This is a genomic window from Dyadobacter sp. AC419 (genome assembly GCF_979253085.1).
In genome coordinates, this window is record NZ_CEEDCD010000029.1 from 192,921 (window position 1) to 208,514 (window position 15,594).

Genomic DNA, 15,594 nt, shown 5'->3' on the forward strand with positions numbered 1-15,594 from the left:
GAAACTTATTTTGTAATGCCGATCTGCACTTCGGTAATGTTGTTTTCAGGATTTTGAAAATCCATATTTAAATACATTTCCCGGTTTTCGCCCGACATGATTAGATTTTTTGCCAAAACATCGGAAATCAACTCGCTATATATTTTTCCCAACCCTTCCCAACTTCCATAAAGATGCCCAGCCAAACAATTGAAGGGTTCAAGATATTTCAAATTGAATTCAGAATCCGTCAATGGCGCGTCGTAAACACTGACAGGCAATGCGATGGTCAGATTAAACCGGGTTTCGGGATTGCCGTCGGCGCCGTTATAAATCCAGTAAATAGGGCCGGTAATCTCCATTTCCTTGCGAATTGCCTCCCTATACAGGCGATGCGCAACCAGGCGCACATAACCCATGAGTTCATTCAAAGAAGTTTCGGTTTCGAAATAAAGCACGTGGATAGGCGGAATTGTTTTCGTTTGCATGATGACAATGTTTGAATGTTTTTATGCAAATGAAATCACCGCTTATGACAACCCTATGTCAGCTGGTTTTCCGAATTTCGAATTTAATGTTTCATCCGGCGAACGTTCTGTTGCAGCCAGGGATAACTAATGTACAGGGCTTTCGTAGCGCCTATGCCAACCCCAGCGCCCATAAGCACATCCGCGAGCCAATGTTTGTTGTTCAAAATCCGGAGCCCGCCAACCGCCGTGGCCGTTCCATAACCGCCTATGCTGTACAAAACGCTGCGCTGGCCATATTCTTCGTGCAAAATGGTGGCATTGGCGAATGCGGTTGTCGTGTGGCCGGATGGGAAAGAATAATAATCGGATTGGTCCGGTCGGGGATATTTAATGACCCGTTTCAAACTTTGTGTTACGCCTTGCGCTATAATGTTGGAAAGCAATGCAAGAATAACCTGATCACCTAGCTTATGCTTTCCTTTAACACCCGCCGAGGCAAGTCCCAAACTGATCACACCCGGCGCATAAGGAAGAAATTCATCGGCTTTGGAATGAAAATTCGGATATTTTGAATGCACCTCCCGCTGAAAATGCCTGCTGATCCTGCCCTGCGCCACCAACCCTGCCAAAGCAAGCGTAACCGGCGGAATCACATCGCCGGCTTTAATTACCCAAAGCGTTGAGTCCTTTTCAGTTTTATTTTTCTCCTCAAAACTGCCCTGCGCAATGACTTCCGGAGAAACAATTTGAAAACAGAAAATGACGCAAAAGAGCTGCGTTCTCAGGATGCGTGCCACCATTACATTATCGCTTCACGAACCCGCACTAATCTTTCTAAAAGTCCTTCCAGCTGATCCAGCGGCAGCATATTAGCGCCATCCGACTTAGCTTCGGAAGGATTGAAATGCGTTTCAATAAATAGTCCATCCGCACCCACAGCAATGGCAGCTTTCGCAATGGTCTCGATAAGCTTTGGCTTGCCGCCCGTTACGCCGGAGGCCTGGTTGGGCTGTTGCAATGAATGCGTGCAATCCATCACAACCGGGACACCGAACGAGCTCATTTCAGGGAGGTTACGATAATCGACAATCAGGTCACCATAACCAAAACTGTTGCCACGATCGGTCAGGATCACCGGACATTCAGGGTTGACCTCGTTGATTTTTTCAACTGCGAATTTCATGGAAGCACCCGAAAGGAACTGTCCTTTTTTAACATTGACCGCCTTTCCCGTTCTCGCCGCGGCTGCCAGCAATTCAGTTTGACGGCATAAGAAAGCCGGGATTTGCAGCACGTCCACATACTCGGCCGCAAATGCTGCTTCATGCGATTCGTGAATGTCAGTGACCACAGGCACACCAAAAGTATTTCGTACTTCTTCCAGAATCTTTAATGCTTTTTCGTCACCGATTCCGGTGAAGGAATCGATCTTCGTGCGGTTGGCTTTGCGGTAAGAACCTTTGAAAATATAAGGGATTTTGAGGCGGTCGGTGAGGCCGGTAATGTGTTCGGCGATGCGTAAAGCCATGTCCCTGCCTTCAATTGCACAAGGCCCTGCCATCAGGAAAAACAGGGGAGATTCGGCGTTTTTTATATTTGGTATTGATATCATACTATAATTCGTGTGGTGGTCAAGAAAAGTTTTGCAAATGTACGGCTATCCGCTCTAGTGTTTATATAATCGAAGGATTTAGTGGGACAGATCCGTGGTAAACATTTGATTTTCTGGTTTTTTTATTTCAACAACATTAAAAGCAATAAAATGAAAGGACTAAAAAAATTTTGTCAAAGTGAATCGAAATTTCTTTCTTTGTTGCGATTTTAACCAAAAAGTGAATATAAAATGTCAGCAATTGCAGAAAGAGTTAAGCAAATTATCGTCGAAAAACTCGGCGTAGAAGAGTCGGAAGTAACATCGGAAGCAAACTTCCAGAACGACTTGGGAGCAGACTCTTCTAGATACCGTTGAATTGATCATGGAATTTGAAAAAGAATTCAATCTATCTATCCCTGACGATCAGGCAGAGAACATTGGTACAGTTGGTCAGGCTGTTGCATACCTGGAAGAAAACGTGAAGTAATTCGGTTTTTTAACCAGTATCATTTTATTTCTGTCCCCATTTTATGAGTTTGAAGAGAGTTGTAATTACCGGAATGGGCGCATTAACGCCCGTTGGAAATGATGTTTCTACCTTTTGGAAAAATTTGGTTGCAGGTGTAAGCGGAGCAGCTCCGATTACCCGTTTCGATGCTGAAAAGTTTCGCACCGAAGTTTGCCTGTGAAATTAAAGGCCTGGACGTTACTAGTTACATTCCTCGACAGGAAGCACGTAAAATGGACCCGTTTACACAATACGCCGTCATTGCAGCAGACGAGGCAATGAAGGACGCCGGCTTTGACGCAGATACGCTTGATCTCGACAAAGCCGGTGTAATTTGGGGTACGGGAATCGGTGGTCTGAAAACATTTGAGGAAGAAGTGATGAACTTCGCCGAAAATGGCAAAACGCCCCGGTTCAATCCATTCTTTATCCCCAAAATGATCGTAGACAGTGCTTCGGGAGTCCTCTCGATCCGCTACGGTTTCCGCGGTCCCAATTTCATCACCGTTTCAGCTTGCGCTTCGGCAACCAATGCTTTGATTGATGCATTTAATTACATCAAACTGGGCATGATGAATGTCTGCATTTCCGGAGGTTCGGAAGCAGCCGTTACAATCGCGGGCGTTGGAGGTTTTAATGCACTTAAAGCATTATCCGAAAGAAACGACTCGCCTGAAACAGCTTCCCGTCCTTATGACAAAGACCGTGATGGTTTTGTTTTGGGAGAAGGCGGCGCAGCGCTTATTCTTGAAGAGCTGGAACATGCGAAAGCAAGAGGAGCAAAAATTTATGCTGAAATGATCGGTGCCGGAATGTCTTCCGATGCCTACCACATTACAGCGCCCCACCCGGATGGCCTTGGTGCTCACATTGTTATGAAAAATGCAATTGAGAACGCAGGGATCAAACCGGAAGATGTGGATTACATCAATACCCACGGCACTTCGACGCCGATCGGTGATCCGCAGGAAATTAAGGCAATTGAAAAATTCTTTGGCGAACACGCTTATGAGCTGAATATCAGTTCAACCAAATCCATGACCGGACATTTGCTGGGTGGCGCTGGTGCTATCGAAGCCGCGGCTTGTATTTTGGCTATCCGCGATCAGGTTGTTCCGCCTACCATCAACCATTTCACTGCCGATCCGGACATTAATCCAAAATTGAACCTGACATTTAACCACGCTCAAAAACGCGAGATCAACATTGCGCTCAGCAATACATTTGGCTTTGGCGGACACAATGCATCAGTCGTTTTCAAAAAGTATGAAGACTGATTAACTAATTACACTTGGCAAAGCGAATTCTTATACCGATACTCTCTCTTTTCAGAACCGGAAGTGCTGAGGATAAAAAATTTAAGGAATCGATTGCGCACGTAATTGGCGACCGGCCTTCGAATCTGGGCGTTTATCAACTGGCTTTTCGCCATACATCTGCATCACGGGAAACCGCTATCAAAGGATTTCGTGAATCCAACGAACGATTGGAATATCTGGGTGACGCCGTTTTAGGAATGGTGGTTGCAGAATTTCTTTTTACCAAATATCCTTACAAAGACGAAGGTTTTCTTACCGAAATCCGCTCCCGCATTGTTAACCGGGAATCTCTCAATCAAATCTCAAAAAAGCTTGGCCTCGATCGCCTGATCGAATACGATGGCAACCGTCGCGGCATGTCGCCCCGCTCATCCATGTATGGCGATGCGCTCGAAGCGTTCGTAGGAGCCATTTATCTTGATAAAGGCTTCCGTTTCACGCGGACATTTATCATCAGCAAGCTGATCACGCATTACGATCTGGATAGCATTATTCAGAACAATGCCAACTTCAAAAGCCTCATCATTGAATGGGCACAACGCGAAGGAAAGGAAATCCGCTTCGAAATTCTGGAAGAACGCGGCACACGCCATCACCGCGAATTCATCTCTCAAATTTTGGTAAACGACGAGCCTTTTGCGCAGGGCAACGGTTTCACCAAGAAAAAAGCTGAACAGTCTGCTTCTGAGCAGGCCTGCGCATTGCTTGATCTAAAATAGACTAACTTACTTTCTGTTTGACTTAGCCTGTATTCAGGTTATCGTATCACTTTGTCTTATTGTTTCAGGTTTAAATCGGACATTATGTCGCTCTTTTTATGTTCTTCTAGCAAAATAGCAGACATTATGTCGTGTATTTTCCAGTTTTTAACGGTCGGAATGAGAATTGATATTACTCATGCATACCGCAACGGTAAAAATAGAAACAGACAAATAAAACATCATAGAACAATGAGCACTTTAGTAAAAACCCATTTCGCAAATCCATCTTATTTAAATGGATTTTTTGGCAAAGACCTTTTTAACGAATTTGCAAATCCAGCATTTGCCGGAAGCGTTCCAGCTGTAAATGTTGTTGAGAGCAAAGAAGGTTTCAAAATCGAAGTTGCAGCTCCTGGCTTGCAGAAATCAGATTTCAAATTGAATCTTGAAAAAAATCAGTTGACAATCTCTGCACAGAAAGAGCAGAAAGAAGAGAACAAAGAAGAAAAATACACTCGTCGTGAGTTCAAATACGCTTCTTTCCAACGCACCTTCACATTGCCTAACTCCATTGACGGAGAAAAAATCGAAGCAACTTATGCGGACGGCATCCTGAGCATTGCCTTGCCAAAACGCGAAGAAGCAAAAGAAAAACCAGCTCGTGCGATTGAAATTGCTTAATCTGCACACTAAATTGCAAGGCGTTATTATTTTATAATAGCGCCTTTTTTGTGAACAAACATTCGCATAATTTGTTACTTGGATTGGCAGGATATTTTAGTAGATGACAAGTAGAATGTCCGTGTTAAATTATGTTAAATGAGGCGTGTGTGGGAATAGTTTAGTAAATGCTTTGCGTTATTCATTCATAAAAATATAACCCCAACAAATGTATATGAAAACAAATTGGAAAGGTTTAGTGTTGGTTGGGTTGATTTCAAGCGCATCAACTCTTGCCGGATTTAAACTATTAGGTGATAAAGATGGGAAAGATGTAATTTTCAAGGAGGCTCCGGCCGAATCAATTACGCGCTTCACGTCGACTGGAACGCCAGTGGGCGCACCTGGGGATTTCGTTTACGCTGCCGAAGCAACAACCCCGACGGTTGTCCATATAAAATCAACAATGACACGTCAGGCATCCCGCGGAGGCGGTCAGCAGATTCCTGATATTTTCAGAGATTTTTTCGGTGATGAGTTCGAAGGTGGATCACGCGGTCCACAGTCTCAGGAAGCATCCGGTTCAGGTGTGATTATTTCTCCTGATGGTTACATTGTAACAAATAACCACGTCGTGGAAGGTGCTCAGGAACTGGAAGTTACGCTGCATAACAAAAGCAAGTTCAGAGCAAAAGTGATTGGAACTGACCCTTCTACAGACATTGCGGTGATTAAAGTGGAAGCGAAAGATCTTCCTGCTGTAACATTGGGTAATTCTGATGCTGTGAAAGTAGGAGAGTGGGTTGTGGCGGTTGGTAACCCTTTTAATTTGGAATCAACTGTTACAGCTGGTATTATAAGTGCAAAAGGACGTGGGTTGGGCATCATTGGCCAGTCAAGACGTGGCGGCGGTGTAACACCAGCTTCTGCATCTTCCGTGGATTCGCCTCTTGAATCATTTATTCAAACAGACGCCGTGGTTAACCCTGGAAACAGTGGTGGTGCATTGGTGAACTTGAAAGGTGAATTGATCGGCATTAACACTGCAATTGCCAGCCCAACGGGAAGCTTTGCAGGTTACGCATTTGCAGTTCCTTCCAGCATTGTTAAGAAGGTTTCAAGTGATTTGATCAAATTCGGTAATGTACAGCGCGGTTATCTGGGAATTGCCCTGGATGATCTGGATAGCAGAAAAGCCGAAGAATATGGCGTGAAAGTGAACGACGGTGTGTATGTTCGTGAGTTCACAGAAAACAGTGCAGCGAAAGCAGGCGGCGTAGTGAAAGGTGACGTAATTGTAAAAGTAGACGGTGTGAACATTCACTCGATCCCTGAATTGCAACAATCAATCGGCTTGCACAAGCCTGGCGATAAAGTTGCTTTGACAGTTAATCGCAATGGCTCAGAAAAGGAATTAAACATCACATTGCGTAACCGCACAGGTGGTTCTGACATTCTAAAACGTGACGAATCTGCTGCAATTATGAATGCTTTGGGTGCACAATTCGGCAACCTGAGCGACCAGGAAAAACAACGTTTATCTCGTTACAAACTGGATGGCGGTGTGAAAGTGGTTTCGATAGACGGCGGTAAATTTGCCCGTTCGCAAGTGGAAGAAGGCTTTATCATTACCAAAGTGAATGGCAAGCCAGTTCGTTCCGTGAAAGAATTCCAAGCCGCAATTACTGGCAAAGAAGAATCAATGGTGCAGTTTGAAGGTCTTTACCCAGACGCTCCATATGATGTTTACTCTTTCGGCTTCAGACTTTAATAAGGAAGTAAGGTTCAAATAAAAAACCGGCTGTTATGTTTATCATAGCAGCCGGTTTTGTTTTATTATACCAAAAATTTTAGAGCATAAATTTCAGTTTGACAACCTCTTTTTCACTCAAAAATCTCCATTTTCCTCTTGGAAGATCTTTTTTATTTAATCCTGCAAAAACCGTCCGGTCGAGCTTTTGAACTTCATAACCCAAATGTTCAAACATCCGGCGAACGATGCGGTTGCGGCCGCTGTGAATTTCAAGTCCGACAACCATTGCGTCCGGTGTTACAATGCCCACTTCGTCGGGACGGATGAAACCGTCTTCGAGTTCAAGGCCATGCTGCAACTTTTCGAAATCTTCGGTCGTAATCGGCTTATCCGACTCTGCCCGAGCATATTTTCTTCTTAATTCCGCCGGATGGGGGTGCGTGAGCTTCACAGCCAGTTCGCCATCATTGGTCAAAAGCAATAAACCGGTTGTATTCCTATCCAAGCGACCCACCCGGGTAAACACGCTCAGCACATGCGCCTTGAATCAGGTCGAGCACGGTTTTGCGTTCTTGCGGATCGTCAGTTGTCGTAATGTAATCTTTTGGCTTATTGATTAAGATATAAACCATTTTCTCCGGGTTCAATGCTTTCTTGCCGTATTTCGCCAGACGTTCAGTTGGCATTACTTTGTAACCCATTTCTGTAACCGTTTTTCCGTTCACAGAAATCTGGCCCGTAAGCGATCAGATCATCCGCTTCGCGACGCGAGCAAATGCCTGCGTTAGAAATATATCGGTTCAAACGAATCAGCGCAGATTCTTCTTTTTCCTTCCGTTTCGGTGCATTCTTCTTTTCATAGCTGGAAAGATTGTAGCGTGGAGCGCTTTCAAATCGGCCCACTCTTCTGTCTAATCCGCTGCGATCTTCGGTTTGCTCCTGATTTTCTTCACGGGATGGTTTTTGGAAATTCTCGCTGTCTAAGCGTTCCGTCTCATCTTTTTTTTTAAAATCAGGTCTGCTATCACGGCTTCCGCGGTCAAATGAGCGCTCGCCCGAAGGTCTTACGTCACGACGCTCGCCTTCACGTGCAGGTCTGTCCGCGCGAGGCTTGAATTCTCTGTTGCCAGCTGGTCTTTCGCTCCTTCCTGATTCTTCTCTTGCGCGGAATGGGCGGGAATCTCCGGTTGAAGCAGGGCGATCCGAGCTTCTGTCAAAGCGCGGTCTGTCGCCTTCGCGCGCAGGTCTGTCAAACCTTGGTTTATCGCCTTCGCGTGCAGGTCTGTCAAAACGAGGTTTGAATTCTCTGTCGCCGGTTGGCCTTTCTCTTTGTCCAAAGTCTTTTTATCAGCCGGACTGCGGAAACCATCATCTTTTTTAGGGAATCTCGGCCTGTCGTCACCGGATTTATCAAAGCCAGGTTTGAATGAAGGCTTATCGAAGCGCGGCTTATCAAAACGCGGCTTATCGAACCGAGGCTTTTCAAAACCAGGCTTACCGAAGCTCGGCTTATCAAAGCTTCCTCTTTCGCTGTTGCCTTTTTCATGGTCAAAGCTTGGGCGTCCTTTTTGTCCTGCATTGTCAGCATTGCCGCTGGCAATTCTAAAACTTGACTTTTTAATGCTTGGTTTGCTGAATCGGCTTTCTGCCTCAGGGCGAGCCTTTTTGAATGGATGGCCTGCGCCGTCAGTGGATCTGCGGAAGGTTTTCTGTCCGCTGGTCGAAGGCTGCGAAGCTTTTGGCGCCTTCGAGGGTGTTGATGTTCTTTTTCTCATTAGGAATGCAGTATCACTACTGGATTTTTGTTCCTCTTACTATTTGCCGTGTCTTGATGGCGGTTTAAAGGCCGTTCTTAAAAATTGCCACTAAAACCAACCGATCAACGTATCTGATGATCAGAGTACTAAGTGTTATTATTTAGGCCGCAAAGATACGGTAATTTTTCAACTAAATATTTTCCCTTGTATTTATGCCAATTTTCGTAACCGTACGTTTATTAGTACTATTGGAAAAATGCACGCTTTTGGCCTTTTTTCAACACCTAACCTTCACTATAATGATTTGAATATGTCTACTGACGTGCAGACTCAGCCTTTATGGAAACCCGGACGGGCACTTTTGGAACAGTCCAATCTTAAAAAATACATGGATTGGCTTTTTGTAAAAAAAGGGCTCTATTTCAGGTCCTATCACGATCTCTGGGATTGGTCGGTGACGGATCTGGAAGATTTTTGGGAGAGTTTGTGGCTTTACTTCAACATTAAATCACACGATCTTTATCTGGAAGTGCTGCAACGGCCGCAAAGCGGAATGATTGGCACCAAATGGTTTACAAGATCCAAACTCAATTACGCTGAGCATATTTTCAGAAATAAAAATAAGGACAGGCCTGCAATTGTCTATCAATCTGAGCAATCCGAACTAAAAGAAGTTTCCTGGGACACCCTTGAAGTGGAAGTTGCAGCCGTGGCGGCGTGGTTGAAACAAAGGGGCGTGCGGCCGGGTGATCGCGTGGCGGCGATTTTGCCAAACATTCCACAAGCGGTCGTTGCTTTCCTCGCAACCAATGCAGTAGGAGCGGTGTGGTCTTCTTGCTCTCCTGATTTCGGAAAAACAGCCATTACAGACCGGTTTGTGCAAATTGAACCCAAAGTTCTTTTCATTGCAGACGGTTACACTTATAACGGCAAAACTTACGACATTACTTCATTTGCGCAGGAGCTTTTCGTTGCTTTGCCATCTGTTAAGGACACAGTTTTAATCAGTAATATCAATTCTGAAAACCGTCCTGAGCGCCTTACTTCCTGGGAAGATATCCTGCATCTCCAAAATTTCGGACTTGATTTTGAGCCCGTTCCCTTCGATCATCCGATCTGGATCCTTTATTCTTCGGGCACAACCGCGCAGCCAAAAGCCATTACGCACAGCGTCGGCGGATGCCTGATCGAACATTATAAGGCATTAATGCTTCATCAAAATGTAAAACCCGGCGACCGCTATTTTTGGTATTCGACAACAGGCTGGATGATGTGGAATTATGCATTAGGCTCCATGTTATGCGGCGCAACGCTCGTTTTGTACGACGGCGCGCCTGCTTTTCCATCTTCCCAAACGCTGTGGAGTCTGGTTGAAAAAGCAAAAATTACGCATTTCGGAAGCGGAGCTGCGTTTTTTATTGCCTCGATGAAAGCGGGCGTGAGCATTACTTCCGGAAACCTGGGATCGCTGGAAACCATTGGCTCAACCGGCTCACCATTGCCGCCGGAAGCATACGAATGGATTTACAAACATGTAAAAAAAGATGTGTGGTTGATCTCATTAAGCGGCGGAACAGACGTTTGCAGCGCATTTGTGGGTGGTTGCCCGATCTTGCCCGTTTATCCGGGAGAAATTCAATGCAGAATGCTCGGCTGCCGCATTGAGGCTTATAGTGAGGGCGGAAAGCGGTTAATTGATGAATTGGGTGAAATGGTCATAACGCAACCCATGCCGTCGATGCCGATTTATTTTTGGAATGATCAGGATCACGAGCGCTATCTTGGCAGTTATTATGACATGTTTCCGAATGTATGGCGGCATGGCGACTGGATAAAAATTACACATCGCAACTCGGTTATCATTTACGGGCGCTCGGATGCGACATTGAACCGCGGCGGCGTGCGGATCGGAACTGCAGAAATTTATCGGGCTGTTGAAAGCATTCCGGACGTGAAGGACAGTCTGGCCGTGTATCTAAAAGGAAAATGGCGAGGGGACGATTTCTTTATTCGTTGTGCTGGCCAAGGACAAGTCGCTTACTGACTCACTGAAAGCGCAGATCAAAGACGTCTTGCGCAACGAATATAGTCCGCGCCACGTCCCGGACACGATTGAGCAGGTTAGCGACATCCCCTATACGATCAACGGGAAAAAAATGGAAGCGCCTATGAAGCGGATTTTGATGGGACAAGATCCTGCAAAGTGTATCAATGTGGAGACAATGCGCAATCCTGAATCGCTGAAAGCCTTTGTTTAGTGCTAAAAAGTTGCACTAATATCTTATAAATCACCCCGAATGCGCTTGCATTAGGCAACCAAAATCGCTTACTTCACGTTAGAGAAATGTGCCTGTTGCAACGGGCATTCGTTACAACGCTTTCAAATATTTTATTGGCATGGATCAACAAAAATCTCCCACTCCGATTCATAATTCCCGATCTGTGGTTCGCCTTCCCATTATTATTGCTATCACACTGGCCGCCGGAGTGCTTCTTGGAAGCACTTTTTTTAGCGGAGGCCGCAAGCTTTCAGACGTTGCCAAAGGTTACGCCAAGTATCGCGAAGTGCTGATGCTGGTTGAAAATAATTACGTGGATTCCGTTAATACAGAGGAACTTGTAGATTATTCTATTTCCAAAATGCTGGAAAAACTCGATCCGCATACTGCCTATTTTAACACAGAAGAAGCCACTGCTGCACGCTCTCAATTGGAGTCAGGTTTTGACGGGATTGGGGTTGAATTCAATATTTATAATGACACGGTTTACGTGGTGACGCCATTAAGCGGCGGTCCTTCCGAGGCGGCAGGCATTCAGAGCGGCGACCGGATCATTTCTGTTAATAAGGAAAATCTGTCTGGCCCGGGCGTTACTAATGCGCAGGTTTACAAGCTTTTGCGTGGAAAGCGCGGCACAAAGGTTGATCTCGCGATTGAAAGGGTTGGCTTAGATGAAAAAATGAATTTTGCAGTTGTCCGCGACCGAATTCCGACTTATTCGGTGGATGCGTCTTATATGGTTAATCCGGAAGTTGGTTACATTAAAGTGAGCCGTTTCTCAGAAACAACATATGACGAGTTTAAGTCAGCATTAAAGACATTGAAAGCCAATGGATTGAAAAACCTGATCCTTGACTTACGCGGCAATCCGGGCGGTTATATGGAGCGCGCGACGAGCATGGCGGACGAATTTATAGCTGGCGACAAATTATTGGTTTACACCGAAGGCAAAGACAGTCGTTTTGACAGAAAAACGCGGTCTCATATTGACGGTCTTTTTGAACAAGGCCCGCTGATTGTGCTGGTTGACGAAGGAAGCGCTTCTGCTTCGGAAATTCTTGCCGGAGCATTGCAAGATCATGACCGTGCATTGGTTGTGGGCAGAAGATCTTATGGTAAAGGTTTGGTGCAAATGCCAATCAAACTTTCGGATGCATCGGAACTTCGCCTTACAATTTCCCGCTATTACACGCCAAGCGGCCGCAGCATTCAGAAACCTTACGAGCTTGGAAAAGGCGAGGATTACAGCCAGGATCTTTCGCATCGTTATGAAAGCGGCGAGTTGTTCAATGTCGACAGCATTAAGTTTGATAAAACCAAAATATACAAAACAGACGGTGGACGCATTGTATATGGCGGCGGCGGCATTACACCGGATATTTTTGTTCCAAAAGATACATTGCTGAACAGCAAGTATTTATTCGAATTATATTCCAAAAACATCATTCGCGAATACGCGCTTCGCTATGCGAATGAGAATGCGAAGAAATTGGAAAAACAATCATTCAATGACTTCCTGACTTCCTTTAACATTTCTGACGCAATGCTTGCCGAAATGGTTAAGGATGCGTCTAAGGCGGGAATCAAACCGAATGAAAAGGAGTTGAATTTATCAAAGCCGCTTATAACTTCGCAGACAAAAGCGATTATTGGGCGCTATGTTTGGGGAAGAAAGCAGAAGAATGGCCTTAATAATGAGATTTTCCAGGTGTTGAACCCGACCGATAATGTTTACCAGCAGGCTGTCCAGCTTTTCAGCCAGGCCGCGCAATTGGAAAAAGGGAAGTTCAGCAGCATGAACATTCCTAAAAACAAAAAGTGAGCGACTTCAAGCTCCTATTTATTGACGAATTGAATTTATAATGTCTCGAATTGCATTGATTACCGGAGCCACATCCGGCATTGGAAAGGCCACAGCAGAATTATTCGCCGGAGCCGGCATTGACCTCATCCTTTGCGGGCGTCGCCAGGAAAAATTAAACGAAGTTGCCGCTGAGCTTTCGGATAAGGTGAAAGTTACCACGCTCGTTTTCGATGTCCGCGATAAAGGCGCGGTGATCGCAATGATCGGTTCGCTGCCGGATGATTGGAAAAACATCGATATTCTGGTCAATAATGCGGGAAATGCGCATGGAATGGGTTCGTTGGACGAAGGCGACACGGATGACTGGGATGCAATGATCGATGGAAATGTGAAAGGCTTACTTTATGTTTCCAAAGCCATAATCCCGTTAATGCTGGAAAATGGTTCGGGCCACATTGTGAACATCAGCTCCATCGCCGGAAAACAAACTTATGTTAACGGAGCAGTTTATTGCGCTTCGAAGGCTGCCGTTGAGGTTTTGAGTGAAGGCATGCGTCTGGAACTGACGCAGCATGGCATTAAGGTGACAAATGTTGCTCCCGGAGCCGTAGAGACGGAATTTTCACTCGTTCGCTTCAAAGGTGACGAAGCCCGTGCAGAAAAAGTGTATCAGGGTTTTGATCCTTTGCAGGCCGGCGATATCGCAGATGCAATTCTTTACGCCGTGAACGCGCCTGGCCGTGTTACAATCGCAGACATTACCATTCTCGCTGGTGCGCAATCTGCCGCAACCACGATCCATAGGAAGTAAGTATGAAATCCATTGAACAAAATGCCGTTGCCGCCGACTCTGGCGTTGTAACCAGTGCTTCACAGACCGTTTTCCCGATATTACTTGCATTGAGTTTTTGCCACCTGCTCAATGACACCATGCAATCCCTGATCCCGTCAATTTATCCGATGGTTAAGGAATCATTTCAACTGAGTTTCACGCAGATTGGATTTATAACATTCACATTTCAGGTAAGTGCTTCTGTCTTACAGCCGGTTGTAGGCGCATTTACAGACAAAAGGCCGCAGCCGTTTGCATTGGCGGTGGGCATGTGTTTTACATTGCTTGGATTAATTTCACTTTCCCTTGCCGACAGCTTCAACCTCGTTCTGCTTTCAGTTGGATTGATTGGCGTTGGTTCTGCGGTTTTTCATCCTGAGGCTTCGCGCGTTGCCCGCATGGCCTCCGGTGGGAAGCACGGCATGGCGCAGTCGCTTTTCCAGGTTGGCGGCAATGCAGGAAGTTCGCTGGGACCATTACTGGCAGCATTGATTTTGCTTCCCTATGGCCGTTTTCAGGTGATCTGGTTTTCGCTGGTTGCTTTGCTGGCCATTGTGATTCTTTCCTGGGTTGGCGGCTGGTATAAGCAAAGTCTGAGCCATGTGGCTGCTAAAAAAGTGGAAAAAGCGCATCAGGAATCACATTTGTCAAAAGGGAAGATCGTGTTTGCGATAGGGATTTTGCTGATGCTCATTTTCTCCAAATACATTTACATGGCCAGCATTTCGAGTTATTTCACTTTTTACCTCATTCATAAATTCGGCGTTTCCATTCAAAATTCGCAGATTTACCTGTTCGCATTCTTATTCGCAGTGGCAGCTGGAACATTCATTGGCGGGCCGGTTGGAGACAGGATTGGCCGGAAGTATGTAATCTGGATCTCGATTTTAGGCGCAGCGCCATTTGCATTAATGCTTCCGTATGTCAACCTTTTCTGGACGGGCGTTTTGAGCTGCATAATCGGGTTAATTCTCTCATCTGCATTTTCAGCAATCCTCGTTTATGCGCAGGAACTGATCCCCGGAAAAGTCGGCATGATCGCTGGTTTGTTCTTTGGTTTCGCTTTCGGAATTGCCGGCATCGGATCCGCCATCTTAGGAAGCCTTGCCGACAAAACCAGCATTGAATACGTTTTCTGGATCTGCTCCTTTTTACCGCTTATCGGCTTGCTGACAGGGTTTTTGCCAAATTTAGAGCGGGCGAAGAGTTGAGGGGAAATGCTGCACTTATTCAAATAAGCACCGTTACTAACCATTCACCGCAACCCTCAAAATCAAATTCGCATCCGGGCAAATGTTTAGATATTGTTCCCGATCCTGAATACTGCTGACGCCGGGGAAGTCGCCTTGGAAGTTTCCCATATTGCTGATGATTTGAAAATGCAGATGTGGCGGCCAGTCTCCGTTTTCCGGATATGGGCCGATTGTGGCAAATGGCGCGTTTGCTTCAATTGTTTTTCCAACAAATAATCCGTCCAGCGATGCAAGTGAAAGATGCCCGTAAAGTGTAAAGAACGTGATTCCATTCAGCTCGTGGCTTAGGATAATGGTTGGGCCGTAATCGCCGTAATGATTGTTGAATGCGAAGCTGTGCACTGTTCCGTCTAATGGTGCATAAATCGTTTCACCTGTCGCAGCCCAGATATCGGTGCCGAGGTGAATGCTTCTTGGATTCGCTTCATCTTGCGCAAAATGCTTCCGATGGCGGTAAATAATCCGGTCTTCGTTGTAACCGCCAATGCCAATGAATGCATTATGGTCCAACATTTCATCAAATACAAACGCAGAAAAAACGGACGTTTCTGACAGATCTCTGTTAAGAAGCGCTTTGTTATGCTCCGAGAAATCCAGTCGTTTGTAAGGCTTGGTGCTCTGGATGATGCTTGCAAATGCGGGATGATTTCGAAGCGTTTCTGCTAGTAACGACATATCTTTATGT

15 protein-coding genes and 2 pseudogenes are annotated in these 15,594 nt (G+C 45.6%); 10 read left to right on the forward strand and 7 right to left on the reverse strand.

From position 1 onward, the window contains the following. Nucleotides 1-5: 5 nt before the first annotated feature. The 3 genes from AC0IYG_RS28915 to kdsA form a co-directional block, all read right to left on the reverse strand. A complete protein-coding gene (locus tag AC0IYG_RS28915; RefSeq protein WP_235165606.1) occupies nucleotides 6-467 on the reverse strand; it encodes a GyrI-like domain-containing protein in 462 nt (153 codons plus the stop codon). An 83-nt stretch (nucleotides 468-550) separates the two neighbouring features. Next, nucleotides 551-1,249 (reverse strand): phosphatase PAP2 family protein, encoded by a 699-nt coding sequence (locus AC0IYG_RS28920; protein ID WP_471714525.1) that lies wholly within the window; start codon nucleotides 1,247-1,249, stop codon nucleotides 551-553. Next, the gene (kdsA, locus tag AC0IYG_RS28925; protein WP_471714526.1) at nucleotides 1,249-2,061 is read right to left on the reverse strand and encodes a 3-deoxy-8-phosphooctulonate synthase; all 813 of its coding nucleotides are present in this window, start codon (nucleotides 2,059-2,061) and stop codon (nucleotides 1,249-1,251) included. The genes AC0IYG_RS28920 and kdsA overlap by 1 nt, the downstream gene beginning before the upstream one ends. Nucleotides 2,062-2,292: 231 nt before the next feature. Between kdsA and AC0IYG_RS28930 the strand changes: the two are divergent. From AC0IYG_RS28930 to AC0IYG_RS28950, 5 genes and pseudogenes are all read left to right on the forward strand, one after another. Then, nucleotides 2,293-2,530 (forward strand): annotated as a pseudogene (locus tag AC0IYG_RS28930) (acyl carrier protein). A 43-nt stretch (nucleotides 2,531-2,573) separates the two neighbouring features. After that, a pseudogene (gene fabF / locus AC0IYG_RS28935) lies at nucleotides 2,574-3,828 on the forward strand (beta-ketoacyl-ACP synthase II). A 14-nt stretch (nucleotides 3,829-3,842) separates the two neighbouring features. Further along, nucleotides 3,843-4,589, forward strand: coding sequence for a ribonuclease III (gene rnc / locus AC0IYG_RS28940; RefSeq protein WP_235127304.1), 747 nt, complete (start codon nucleotides 3,843-3,845; stop codon nucleotides 4,587-4,589). Nucleotides 4,590-4,673: 84 nt separating this feature from the next. After that, nucleotides 4,674-5,252: an Hsp20/alpha crystallin family protein gene (locus AC0IYG_RS28945; RefSeq protein WP_471714527.1), complete on the forward strand. Its 579-nt coding sequence runs from the start codon at nucleotides 4,674-4,676 to the stop codon at nucleotides 5,250-5,252. 214 nt (nucleotides 5,253-5,466) lie between these two features. Then, the gene (locus AC0IYG_RS28950; RefSeq protein WP_471714528.1) at nucleotides 5,467-7,002 is read left to right on the forward strand and encodes a Do family serine endopeptidase; all 1,536 of its coding nucleotides are present in this window, start codon (nucleotides 5,467-5,469) and stop codon (nucleotides 7,000-7,002) included. 79 nt (nucleotides 7,003-7,081) lie between these two features. Here AC0IYG_RS28950 and AC0IYG_RS28955 read toward each other — a convergent pair whose 3' ends face one another. The 3 genes from AC0IYG_RS28955 to AC0IYG_RS28965 all read right to left on the reverse strand — a co-directional run bounded on the left by AC0IYG_RS28955 (nucleotide 7,082) and on the right by AC0IYG_RS28965 (nucleotide 8,759). Then, nucleotides 7,082-7,489, reverse strand: a complete 408-nt coding sequence (locus AC0IYG_RS28955) for a pseudouridine synthase (protein WP_471714529.1) — start codon at nucleotides 7,487-7,489, stop codon at nucleotides 7,082-7,084. Further along, nucleotides 7,482-7,709, reverse strand: coding sequence for a hypothetical protein (locus AC0IYG_RS28960; protein ID WP_471714530.1), 228 nt, complete (start codon nucleotides 7,707-7,709; stop codon nucleotides 7,482-7,484). Before AC0IYG_RS28960 ends, AC0IYG_RS28955 begins: the two co-directional genes overlap by 8 nt. Before the next feature lie 339 nt (nucleotides 7,710-8,048). Next, the gene (locus tag AC0IYG_RS28965) at nucleotides 8,049-8,759 is read right to left on the reverse strand and encodes a hypothetical protein (protein ID WP_471714531.1); all 711 of its coding nucleotides are present in this window, start codon (nucleotides 8,757-8,759) and stop codon (nucleotides 8,049-8,051) included. A gap of 292 nt (nucleotides 8,760-9,051) precedes the next feature. Here AC0IYG_RS28965 and AC0IYG_RS28970 point away from each other — a divergent pair, with 292 nt between their 5' ends. The 5 genes from AC0IYG_RS28970 to AC0IYG_RS28990 all read left to right on the forward strand — a co-directional run bounded on the left by AC0IYG_RS28970 (nucleotide 9,052) and on the right by AC0IYG_RS28990 (nucleotide 14,867). Then, nucleotides 9,052-10,785, forward strand: coding sequence for an acetoacetate--CoA ligase (locus AC0IYG_RS28970; RefSeq protein ID WP_471714532.1), 1,734 nt, complete (start codon nucleotides 9,052-9,054; stop codon nucleotides 10,783-10,785). Then, the gene (locus AC0IYG_RS28975; protein ID WP_471714533.1) at nucleotides 10,757-10,999 is read left to right on the forward strand and encodes a hypothetical protein; all 243 of its coding nucleotides are present in this window, start codon (nucleotides 10,757-10,759) and stop codon (nucleotides 10,997-10,999) included. The genes AC0IYG_RS28970 and AC0IYG_RS28975 overlap by 29 nt, the downstream gene beginning before the upstream one ends. A 139-nt stretch (nucleotides 11,000-11,138) precedes the next feature. Then, on the forward strand, nucleotides 11,139-12,842 hold the full coding sequence (locus AC0IYG_RS28980; RefSeq protein ID WP_471714534.1) for a S41 family peptidase: 1,704 nt from the start codon (nucleotides 11,139-11,141) through the stop codon (nucleotides 12,840-12,842). Between the two features lie 40 nt (nucleotides 12,843-12,882). Beyond that, nucleotides 12,883-13,635, forward strand: a complete 753-nt coding sequence (locus AC0IYG_RS28985; protein WP_471714535.1) for an SDR family NAD(P)-dependent oxidoreductase — start codon at nucleotides 12,883-12,885, stop codon at nucleotides 13,633-13,635. Between the two features lie 2 nt (nucleotides 13,636-13,637). Next, a complete protein-coding gene (locus tag AC0IYG_RS28990) occupies nucleotides 13,638-14,867 on the forward strand; it encodes an MFS transporter (RefSeq protein ID WP_471714536.1) in 1,230 nt (409 codons plus the stop codon). Between the two features lie 36 nt (nucleotides 14,868-14,903). Here the strand turns inward: AC0IYG_RS28990 and AC0IYG_RS28995 are convergent, their stop codons facing one another. After that, a complete protein-coding gene (locus tag AC0IYG_RS28995) occupies nucleotides 14,904-15,584 on the reverse strand; it encodes a peptidoglycan DD-metalloendopeptidase family protein (RefSeq protein ID WP_471714537.1) in 681 nt (226 codons plus the stop codon). Nucleotides 15,585-15,594: the final 10 nt, after the last annotated feature.